Origin of the sequence: Stenotrophomonas sp. PS02298 (genome assembly GCF_029959445.1) — a bacterium.
Classification (GTDB): domain Bacteria; phylum Pseudomonadota; class Gammaproteobacteria; order Xanthomonadales; family Xanthomonadaceae; genus Stenotrophomonas.
Map to the genome: position 1 here is coordinate 72,393 of NZ_JASCOR010000001.1, position 10,572 is coordinate 82,964.

7 protein-coding genes and 1 pseudogene are annotated in these 10,572 nt (G+C 64.3%); all 8 read left to right on the forward strand.

Features of this window, described 5'->3' with window-relative positions; all coding sequences use genetic code 11:
* Window positions 1–42 precede the first annotated feature (42 nt).
* Window positions 43–519 carry a hypothetical protein gene (locus QMX78_RS00355; RefSeq protein WP_282265480.1) on the forward strand — a complete coding sequence of 159 codons (477 nt, stop codon included), beginning with the start codon at window positions 43–45 and terminating at the stop codon, window positions 517–519.
* Window positions 520–525: 6 nt separating this feature from the next.
* Window positions 526–996: a helix-turn-helix domain-containing protein gene (locus tag QMX78_RS00360; protein WP_282265482.1), complete on the forward strand. Its 471-nt coding sequence runs from the start codon at window positions 526–528 to the stop codon at window positions 994–996.
* A 206-nt stretch (window positions 997–1,202) separates the two neighbouring features.
* Entirely contained in the window at window positions 1,203–5,324 is a 4,122-nt protein-coding gene (locus tag QMX78_RS00365) for an ESPR-type extended signal peptide-containing protein (protein ID WP_282265484.1), read from the forward strand.
* A 54-nt stretch (window positions 5,325–5,378) separates the two neighbouring features.
* Window positions 5,379–6,155, forward strand: coding sequence for an OmpA family protein (locus QMX78_RS00370; RefSeq protein WP_282265486.1), 777 nt, complete (start codon window positions 5,379–5,381; stop codon window positions 6,153–6,155).
* Window positions 6,156–6,264: 109 nt separating this feature from the next.
* The gene (locus tag QMX78_RS00375; protein WP_343239134.1) at window positions 6,265–6,870 is read left to right on the forward strand and encodes a DUF998 domain-containing protein; all 606 of its coding nucleotides are present in this window, start codon (window positions 6,265–6,267) and stop codon (window positions 6,868–6,870) included.
* A gap of 202 nt (window positions 6,871–7,072) precedes the next feature.
* Window positions 7,073–9,715, forward strand: coding sequence for a leucine--tRNA ligase (leuS, locus tag QMX78_RS00380; protein ID WP_282265490.1), 2,643 nt, complete (start codon window positions 7,073–7,075; stop codon window positions 9,713–9,715).
* 91 nt (window positions 9,716–9,806) lie between these two features.
* Window positions 9,807–10,382, forward strand: a complete 576-nt coding sequence (lptE, locus tag QMX78_RS00385; RefSeq protein ID WP_282265492.1) for an LPS assembly lipoprotein LptE — start codon at window positions 9,807–9,809, stop codon at window positions 10,380–10,382.
* Between the two features lie 43 nt (window positions 10,383–10,425).
* Window positions 10,426–10,572, forward strand: a pseudogene (locus QMX78_RS00390) (DNA polymerase III subunit delta); the annotation flags it as partial.

The following is a 10,572-nucleotide window of genomic DNA, read 5'->3' on the forward strand; positions in this document are numbered from 1 at the left end:
TCTGAAGCGCGTCCCTGACTCAGGGGGCGCAAAGGCGTTCACATGGATGCGGTAGTCGGCGGAAACGGTTTGCGGTCATTTGATCTGGCCTCGCTCAGTGGCACGCTTCGCGTGTGCCACGTTGAACTGGTGTTGCTTGATGATCAGCCGCCTACGGCATCAATCACCTCCTTTGTTCACGACCAGGCCTTGTTGTGCACGTTTGAAATCGGTGCACGTACACGCGGCCGCTTCATGCTGCCGCTGGATTGGTGTCTGCTGGGATGCCTGCAGGCGGTGGACCCGGAAGCCAGCTGGTGCCATGGCGTGCCATTGGCGTCAGGAAATATCGTATCGGTAATGCCTGAGGGAGTTACCGAGTTTGCCTTGGGCGCGGGTAGTCGGATGACCTTTGTGTTGGTTCCGCTCAAACGTTTCCAGGAGCGTGCGGCAGCACAGCGGCTGGGCGGTCTTCTGGAAGAAGCGGCTGGCGTGCCGGTATTGAGCAACCGCCCGCACGTGCCGCTGCAGGCTTATTAGCAAGGCTTGCACGAGCGGATACACCAGGGTGAAGTCGGTAGCGATGAGATCGATGCGATGCTCGATGCGCACGTCAAGGAAGTAGTAACCAATGGCCTGCCCGAGCGCGCTGGCTGCAACCGCAGCCGACGTGCCCGCTATCTTATTTTCCGCCGCGCCGAGGACATGATGTATGCCAATCTTCGACGCCATATCTACATGCACGAGCTGTGCGACGCCGCAGGCGTCAGTGAGCGGGCGCTGCGTTATGCATTCGAGGAGCTGGTAGGGATCTCCCCGGTACGCTATCTGTCGATGCTGCGCCTGTGCGAGGCGTGCCGCAGCCTTTCCAGTGCAGATGCAGGCCGCAAGTCGGTCAAGTCAATCGCGCTGAGCTGCGGCCTGTGGGATCTGTCGCGCTTTGCCGACAGCTACCGAAAAGTGTTTGGCGAGTTGCCGAGTGAGACCTTGATGCGCGGCACTTACTCCACGGCCTGAGCGGTGTCGGGCAGCTGCGTGATGCCCATCACTTAACCGCAGTGGTTGCCGAATACGTGCATTAGCGTGCCGCTAACGGGTATCGCTTTGCCAAATTGCCGTATGGATGTGCCGGATGCGGGCAAACCATCGGACTTGAAAGCGTTGTACTGGCCTCACGAACGAAGACCTGTCCGCTCCTGGAAGGGTCGAACCGGAGGCTCCACATGAACCGCATCTATCGTTTGGTCTGGAACCGCACACTCAACGCCTTCGTCGTGGGTTCCGAGCTGGCCAGTGCACAGGGGAAACGTTCTGGTCCGGCAAGGTTGTCGCCGTCGGTGTCGTGGAGCGTGGCGGGCCTGGGCAGCGCCATCGCGCTGGCCATGGCCGGGCCCGCATCGGCAACCGACGTCAAGCTGAGCGACCTGCAGGACCTGGTCGCCAAGTACAGCAGCACCGATGCGCAGCAGATTGTCACCACCACCCTGCCGACAGCCGGTGCCGGTGCTGCGCTCAGCGCCTCGGTGACGTTGCCGGCGTTGCTGCAGGTGGACGTGTCGGCGGCAGCCGCGATCAAGCCGCATGTTGCCACTGCGCCAGGCGCGGTGCGCGCACGGGTGGGTGTGCGCGCCTCGCTGCCGAAGCTGCATCCACATGGTGGGGCAGGTTCATCTGCTGCAGCCCTGTCAGTCGTAACGGATGCCGCGCTCGCAGTGAAGCCGCTGGCGGCTTCGGCCAATGCTGCAGTTACTGCATCGGTTGGCCCACTGACCGGAGCCGGTACGGGATTGCAAGGCATCGCTGCGGTGCTGCTGCCTGGCAAGGAGGAGGGCGGAAGCCCGTTGCACGGAACATTGCTTTCAACGGCTGGCGCGGTCAAGGAACTCACCGGCGAAGTGCTGACCGGCGAGCCGGTGGCAGCGGTGGAAACGCTGACCTCCCATGTGGGGGCGACGTTGACGCCGATTGGCCAGCACCTGGCCGGCGGCGTTGAAGGTTTGGTCGGTGGACTGCTGCCGGGCCAGCAGGGTGGAAGCCCGTTGCAGGGCACGCTGGCTTCAACGGTCGGCGCGGTCAAAGAAGTCACTGGCGAGGTGCTGGCAGGCCAGCCGGTGGCAGCGGTGGAAACGCTGACCTCCCATGTGGGGGCGACGTTGACGCCGATTGGCCAGCACCTGGGCGGCGGCGTTGAAGGTTTGGTCGGTGGACTGCTGCCGGGCCAGCAGGGCGGAAGCCCGTTGCAGGGCACGCTGGCTTCAACGGTGGGCGCGGTCAAGGAAGTCGCTGGCGAGGTGCTGGCAGGCCAGCCGGTGGCAGCGGTGGAAACGCTCACCTCACACGTCAGTACCACGGTGACCTCGGTTACCGGCCAACTTGGCAGTGGCGTTGCGGGTGTGGGTGACCTGTTGCTGCCAGGTGCAGGGCAAGGTGGCAATCCGGTGCTTGGCGCCGTGACCGGCACGGTGGGGGCCGTCGAAGACGTGACCGGCGGGCTGGTCGAGGGAACGGGCCTGGGGGGTGTTGTGAATGGCGTGGTTGATGGCACTGCGCCGGTGCTGGACGGCGTAGGCGATCTTCTTGGTGCGGTGGTGGGTGGCGTGACCGGCTCGAATACGCTGGGCACAGGTGTCACCAACACGGTTGGCACACTGACCGGCGGGCTGCAGGACACGACCGGCGCGCTGGCCAACGGCGACGTGACCGGCACGGTGCAGAATCTGTTGGAAACAGTCGACAACACCGCCTCCACGCTGCTCGGTGCGACCGGCAATACGCTGGGCGGCATCACCGGCTCCGGGTCGGGTGTGAGTGGTGTGACCGGCGCCCTGAGTGGCGTGATCGGTGGTGTGACCGGCGGGTTGTCGAACGTTGTTGGTGGCCTCACCGGCAATCCGGTGGTGCCCGCTGCACCGTCGGCGGCACCGGCCTCAGGGCCGTCGGGCTTGATCGTCGGCAATGGTGGTCTGGTTGGATCGGTGAACCAGTTGGTGGATTCGCCGCTTACCTCCATCCTGGGCGGTAATGGCTATATCAACAGCGGTAGCCTGAAGGTCAACAGCACCAACGTGATGCAGACCTATTCCGAGGTTTCGGTACTGGGTTTGCCGGTGGTCAACCTGAGCCCGGTAGGCAGTCTGCTGGACGGGCTGGGTGGTTTGAGCACCGGCGGCAACTCGCATTTGACCCTGATCGGAGGGGTTACCTCCGACAGCTACATCACCAACATCAACAATGGCGACCCGGGTGGACTGCTTGGCCTGGTGTTGCCGGACGGCGCCCCGGGCTGGGCCTCCGACTGCCTCAATGTGCTGGGAGCGGTGACTGCAAAGTGCTGGGCGGTGCCTGCAGCGCAGGACTACCAGGTGCTGATCGGTGACGGCGCGTTTGCAAACGGCTCCAAGGAAGTGGTGATCGGCAGCAACGCCGAGCATCGCCTGGCAACGCAGACGGCGGACCAGGTGTTCATCGATGCCGCGGGTGGCAAGACCGGTGTGCCGACGGCTGACTACGATGCGCGGCTGGGTCACTCGGTGGTGGTGGGCGACAGCGCCAAGGGCACCGCCAACGCGCAGACCCTGCTTGGTGCCGGTGCAACCTCGGACAAGGCCAACAGTGTGGCGCTGGGCTTCAAGTCCAATGCTGCCCGCGGTGGCCAGGACAATTACACCGCGTTCGGTTTGACTGCTACCCAGACCTCCATCGGCGAAGTGGCGGTGGGTTCGGCGGGGCGTGAGCGCCAGATCACCCATGTCGCCGCCGGCAGCCAGGACACCGATGCGGTGAACGTCAAGCAGCTGCGCGGTGCACTGGACCAGATTGACGACCTGGGCTTGGCCGCCGTGGTCTATGACGAAGACGCCAATGGTGTCGTCAACTACGGCAAGGTGACGCTGGGCAGTGGTCAGGCAGTCAGTGGCACGGTGCTGGCCAATCTTGCGGCCGGCTCGGTTGCAGCGGGCAGCATGGAGGCGGTCAACGGGGGGCAACTGTTCGGGCTGGGCGGCTCGATGGCGACCTATCTGGGTGGCGGTGCGACGTTCAACGGTGGCGTGCTTGGCGCGCCGAGCTACCAGATCAACAGCATCGGTGTGCTGGGGGCGGTTTCACTGCAGTCATACGCAAACATCGGCAGCGCGTTCACCTCCATCAGCGACTCGTTGGCAAACCTGACCAACCTGTTGCCGGGTAATGTCCCGGGCAGTAGCGATCCATTGGCGGTGAAATACATCGCCGACGGTGCCGGAAATCCGACCAACGCAGTACGTTTGACCGGCAATGGCAGTGGTGCGGCGGTGGCCCTGGGCAACGTGGCTGCGGGCAATGTCGCCACTGGCAGCCTGGATGCGATCAACGGTGGGCAACTGGCCACAACCAACCAGGCACTTGCGTCTGCCATCGGTGGCACGCTGCAGTACAACAGCACTACCGGGCAATGGAGCGCAGCCAGCTTCAACGTTACTTCGATCAACAGTAGCGGTGTTGGTACCCAGCAGACGCTGGGCAATGTCACCGACGCCTTGGCGGCGTTGGATGGCTCCATCGTCAACGTCAACAACCGCATCGACAACATCCAGAACGGTGGTGCCGGCAACCAGTACTTCGCCGTCAACTCCACCAAGGCAGCTGCTTCGGCTACCGGTCAGGACAGTGTGGCTGCCGGCCCGCAAGCCACGGCCAGTGGCAACCAGGCGATTGCCATCGGCAACGGTGCCAATGCGTCTGCTGCCGGCAGCGTGGCGTTGGGCGCAGGCTCGGTGGCCACCCGTGCCAACACCGTGTCGGTGGGTGCCGCCGGCGCCGAGCGTCAGATCACCAACGTAGGTGATGGCACCGAGGCCACCGACGCGGTGAATGTGCGCCAGCTGCAGGCTTCGCAGCAGGGCACCGTACGCTATGACCAGAACACCGACGGCAGCACCAATTACGGCAGCGTGACGATGGGGCGCCCAGGTACTAGCACCGTCATCCACAACGTGGGTACCGGCGTGGCGCCTACCGATGCCGTCAATGTCGCGCAACTCAACAAGGGCATGGGGGAGGTCATGGACTGGTCGAAGAACTACACCGATCAACGCTTCAATGACGTAAGCCGTGACATGAAACGCATCGATGACCGTGCTTCCGCAGGCGTCGCTTCGGCGATGGCGATGGCGGGCTTGCCGCAACCCACCGAGGCAGGAAAGCGCATGGCGTCGATGGCGGCCAGTACGTTCCACGGCGAGTCGAGCATGGCGGTGGGCGTATCCGGGGTCACCGATGGCGGCCGCTGGATCTACAAGCTCAGTGGCTCGGCCAATACCCGCGGCGATGGCGGGGTGACCGTGGGTGCTGGTTTCCAGTGGTAAGCGGTGCAACGGGAACCCGCAGGCATACAACCCTGGCTACACATCGAGGACGTTATGAACAGGAAATGGACCGTACTTGCCTTGCTGGCAACGCTGACCGCCTGCGGCAAGGGCAACGTGCGAGAGGAGTTCCCGGACCCGGCTCGCGCCTATCCCGCAGGCGGTACCTACGTGAATCTGGACAACCTGCGCCAGTACGCGCCAGGCATGAACAAATCCCAGGTCCAGGAGTTGCTGGGCACGCCACAGTTCAATGAGGGCTTGTGGGGTGTACGCAACTGGAACTACGTATTCAACTTCCGCCGTTCGGTAGGAGCCGAGCCGATCCAGTGCCAGTTCCAGGTCAACTTCGATTCCAAGGGGGTAGCCAGCGGTCAACGCTGGAAGCCGGACAGTTGCGCCGCCCTGCTGGAACCGGCTCCTGCCCCGGTTGCGCCGGCACCGCCTCCGCCACCACCGGTGGTGGCGCCGCTGCGGTTATCGGCCGATGCCTTGTTCGCCTTTGACAGCGCCAACCTGTCAGCGGTGGGGCGGGCGAAACTGGATGAATTCGTGCAGGACCTCCGTGCCAGCAACGCGGCGCAGACGCTGAACATCATCGGCTACACCGATCGCATCGGCAGTGATGCCTACAACATGGACTTGTCGCGGCGGCGCGCGCAGAGCGTGCGCAACTACCTGGTGCAGCGAGGCATCCCTGCTGCTGCCATCCACGCAGAGGGGCGCGGCAACAGTGCGCCGCTGGTGCAATGCGATGAGGCTGCTGGTGCCGCACTGTTGGATTGCCTGGCGCCGAACCGCCGGGTCGAAATCGTGGTGGCCGGTGCTTGAGCCGAGGTTGCCGGGATTGGCGACCGATGTCATTACCGGTCGCAGCCCTCACAATAGCGGCCGGTAGTCGTGGCAGCTGTGCCCCGGCCAGAGCGGGACAAGGTGTGCTGTGTTGAAGCGGAACAATGCAATGGTCTGGGCAGGTCCACTGGCGGCAGTGGTTTTCGTGGCGGCAGTCGTGGGTTTCGGCATGCAGCTGCACGGTTATGACCAGATGCGCCACCCGGTGTCGCTGCTCGGCGCGCGAGGCATCCCCAACGGCACCGCCTTCAGCCTGCTGGGCTTCGTGGTGCCGGGCCTGCTGGCTGCGGTGGCGGCACTGGACCTGATCCTGCGCATGCCGGCTACTGCGCCGCGTCCGCTGCGGGTTGGTGGACAGATGCTGTTGCTGGCCGCCATCGCCTTTGCCGCGATGGGCCTGTTTCCCCTCGACGTGGATGACATCGAGAACCGCGCCAGCCAGTTCCACGCCAGCGCCTGGTTGCTGTGGTTGCTGGCGTTCACTGCCGCCGCCATCGCCCTGCGGTTTGGGGCGGGCAAGGCCAAAGGCTGGCGGTCCTTGTCGACGCTGACCGTGGTCTGTGTGCTTTGGGCCGTCTGCAGTGCCTTCCTGTTCGAGATTGCCATGCCGGTGGCAATGGCACAGCGCTTGGCGTTCCTGGGTTGGCTGGTATGGCTGGTGGGCGCGGCCCGGCTGGCACCGGCGCGCAGCTGAGCAGCGCGGCACAATCACCGCGCTGGCGGGGCAGGGCACGCGCAGTCAACGCGCCTGACGCTGGCTCTGGAAATTGGCGGTTTTTTAAAACCCCTATATTTCAATGACCTGCATGCCTTGCTGGATGCTGGCCTGTGGCCGGATTGGAGTGCAATGATGCACTGCGGTACCCTTTGCCGCTTTGCCGTTGCCCAGCGTTGACATGTCCAGCGTCGAACCGAATATCTACGATCCCCAGCAGGTTGAAGCCGCCGCCCAGAAGTTCTGGGAGGCCGAGAAAGCATTCGAGGTGAACGAAACCTCGGACAAGCCCAAGTACTACTGCTTGTCGATGCTTCCGTACCCGTCCGGTGCGCTGCACATGGGCCACGTGCGCAACTACACCATTGGCGACGTCATCAGCCGCTACAAGCGCATGACCGGCCATAACGTGCTGCAGCCGATGGGCTGGGATGCTTTCGGTCTTCCGGCCGAAAACGCCGCGATCAAGAACAAGACCGCGCCGGCCAAGTGGACCTACGCCAACATCGGCCACATGCGCAGCCAGCTCAAGTCGCTGGGCTATGCGATCGACTGGTCGCGTGAGTTCGCGACCTGCACGCCGGACTATTACGTCCACGAGCAGCGCATGTTCACCCGCCTGATGCGCAAAGGCCTGGCCTACCGCCGCAACTCGGTGGTGAACTGGGACCCGGTCGACAACACCGTGCTGGCCAACGAGCAGGTCATCGATGGCCGCGGCTGGCGTTCCGGCGCACTGGTCGAGAAGCGCGAGATCCCACAATGGTTCCTGCGCATCACCGATTACGCCCAGGAACTGCTGGACGGCCTGGATGAATTGCCGGGCTGGCCGGAATCGGTCAAGACCATGCAGCGCAACTGGATCGGCCGCTCCGAAGGCCTGGAAATCCAGTTCGACGTGCGTGACGTGGATGGTGCCGCGCTGGATCCGCTGCGCGTGTTCACCACCCGCCCGGACACGGTGATGGGCGTGAGCTTCGTCTCCATTGCCGGTGAACACCCGCTGGCCGTGCATGCCGCAAAGAACAACCCACAGCTGGCCGCCATGCTGGCCGAGCTGAAGCAGGGCGGTGTCTCCGAGGCCGAACTGGAAACCCAGGAAAAGCGCGGCATGGACACCGGCCTGAAGGCCATCCATCCGGTCAGTGGCGAGCAGGTGCCGATCTGGGTCGCCAACTTCGTGCTGATGGGCTACGGCACCGGCGCGGTGATGGCCGTTCCGGGCCACGACCAGCGTGATTTCGAGTTCGCCACCAAGTACAAGCTGCCCAAGTTGCAGGTCATCGCGCTGAAGTCGCCGAAGAATGACGACGAACGCAGCTACGACGACAGCCGCTGGCAGGACTGGTACGGCGACAAGACCCGCGAAACCGAGCTGGTCAATTCCGCCGAATTCGACGGCCTGGATTTCCAGGGCGCCTTCGAGGCACTGGCCGAGCGTTTCGAGCGCAAGGCCCAGGGCCAGCGCCGGGTCAATTACCGCCTGCGCGACTGGGGCGTGAGCCGCCAGCGTTACTGGGGCTGCCCGATCCCGGTGATCTACTGCGACAAGTGTGGCGCGGTGCCGGTGCCGGAAGACCAGCTGCCGGTGATCCTGCCGGAAGACGTGACGCTCAACGGTACGGGTTCGCCGATCAAGGCCGACCTGGAATGGCGCAAGACCACCTGCCCGGACTGCGGCGGCGCGGCCGAGCGCGAGACCGATACCTTCGATACCTTCATGGAGTCGAGCTGGTACTACGCCCGCTACACCTCGCCAGGTGCCCGCGAAGCGGTGGACAAGCGCGGCAACTATTGGCTGCCGGTCGACCAGTACATCGGTGGCATCGAGCACGCCATCCTGCACCTGATGTATTTCCGTTTCTTCCACAAGCTGATGCGCGATGCACGCATGGTGGATAGCAACGAGCCGGCGCAGAACCTGCTCTGCCAGGGCATGGTCATCGCCGAAACCTTCTATCGCCAGAACAGCGACGGTTCCAAGGATTGGTTCAACCCGGCCGACGTGGACACGGTGCGCGACGAGCGCGGCCGCATCACCGGCGCGACCCTGCGTGAAGACGGTCAGCCGGTGGTGATTGGTGGCGTCGAGAAGATGTCCAAGTCCAAGAACAACGGCGTCGACCCACAGACCATGGTCGCCAAGTACGGCGCTGACACCGTGCGACTGTTCTCGATGTTCGCTGCGCCGCCGGAACAGTCGCTGGAATGGAACGAGGCCGGCGTCGACGGCATGGCGCGCTTCCTGCGCCGGCTGTGGGCGATGGTGCACAAGCACGTTGCCGACGGCGTTGCGCCGGCGCTGGATGTCGCTGCACTGAGTGCCGAGCAGAAGGCGATCCGCCGCAAGACCCATGAAACCATCGCCAAGGTCAGCGACGACTACGGCCGCCGCCACGCCTTCAATACCGCCATCGCTGCGGTGATGGAACTGCTCAATACCCTGGCCAAGTTCGACGATGCCAGCGCGCAGGGCCGTGCGGTGCGCCAGGAAGCCCTGCAGGCGGCGGTGCTGCTGCTGAACCCGATCACCCCGCATGCCTGTCATGCGATGTGGCAGCTGTTGGGCCACGCGCAGACCTTGCTCGAAGACCAGCCGTTCCCGCAGGTGGACACGGCTGCGCTGGTCAAGGATTCGCTGACCCTGGCCGTGCAGGTCAATGGCAAACTGCGTGGCACCATCGACGTGGCCGCCGATACCTCGCGCGAACAGATCGAAGCCCTGGCCAAGGATGAGCCGAACACGGCCAAGTTCCTGGTCGGGCTGACGATCCGCAAGGTCATCATCGTGCCGGGCAAGATTGTCAATATCGTTGCGGCGTAAGCCGCAACGGGTATCTCAAGTGCAGTTCACACGGCATCAGGCAGGCTTGCTGCCTGTTGCCGCTCCCGGCCGGCTCCTCCAGACTGTGTGCATGACTCGATACCTGACTGCCCTGATTCTCGCTGCCACCCTCACCGGGTGCGGCTTCCATCTGCGTAACAAGCTCGCGCTGCCTGCCGATATGCCGGCGGTGCAGGTGGATTCAGCGGTGCGTTACAGCGAACTGGTCAAGATCCTCAATCGCGGCCTGCGCTCCTCTGGCGCGACCGTGGTGGAAGCTGGCGACAGGCCCGCCATGGCCGGCAAGAAGCCCGGGGTTGCCCGTTTGCTGGTCCGTTCCGAACGCTGGGGTGACCTGCCCATCGCCATCGACGGCCAAGGCCGTGCCCAGGAATACAGCCTGCGCTACGCGGTGGTGTTCTCGTTCCTGCGTCCGGACGGCAGCGTGATCGTGCCGGAACAGGCGGTGGAGCTGTCGCGCGACTATGTGTCGCCGCCGCAGGACGTCACCGGCACCACCACCGAGCGCGAGACCCTCGCCGATGAGCTGCGCCGTGAAATGTCGGCTTCTATCCTGCGTCGCATCGACAGTGTGGTCCGCGCCGATGTGGAGAAGGCCCAGAAAGCGCCAAAGCCTGCGGAGGGCGCAGCGGGTGAGGTGCGCTGAGTTGCTGCGTTCTTGTGTCAAGCAGACGCATCAGGGCTGAGCAATGGAGCTGCGACCGGAACAGCTGGCCAGCCAGGTAGCTTCCCAGCCTTTGGCGCCGGCGTATCTGATCGCCGGCCCCGAGCTGTTGCGGGTAATCGAGGCTGCCGATGCGGTGCGCGCCAAGGCGCGCGCCGATGGTATTGGCGAG

Bases quoted from the DNA above. Each gene is read 5' to 3' on its own strand.
- QMX78_RS00355 (WP_282265480.1), top strand. From the start codon at position 43: ATGGATGCGGTAGTCGGCGGAAACGGTTTGCGGTCATTTGATCTGGCC.
- QMX78_RS00365 (WP_282265484.1), top strand. From the start codon at position 1,203: ATGAACCGCATCTATCGTTTGGTCTGGAACCGCACACTCAACGCCTTC.
- leuS (WP_282265490.1), top strand. From the start codon at position 7,073: ATGTCCAGCGTCGAACCGAATATCTACGATCCCCAGCAGGTTGAAGCC.
- QMX78_RS00370 (WP_282265486.1), top strand. From the start codon at position 5,379: ATGAACAGGAAATGGACCGTACTTGCCTTGCTGGCAACGCTGACCGCC.
- lptE (WP_282265492.1), top strand. From the start codon at position 9,807: ATGACTCGATACCTGACTGCCCTGATTCTCGCTGCCACCCTCACCGGG.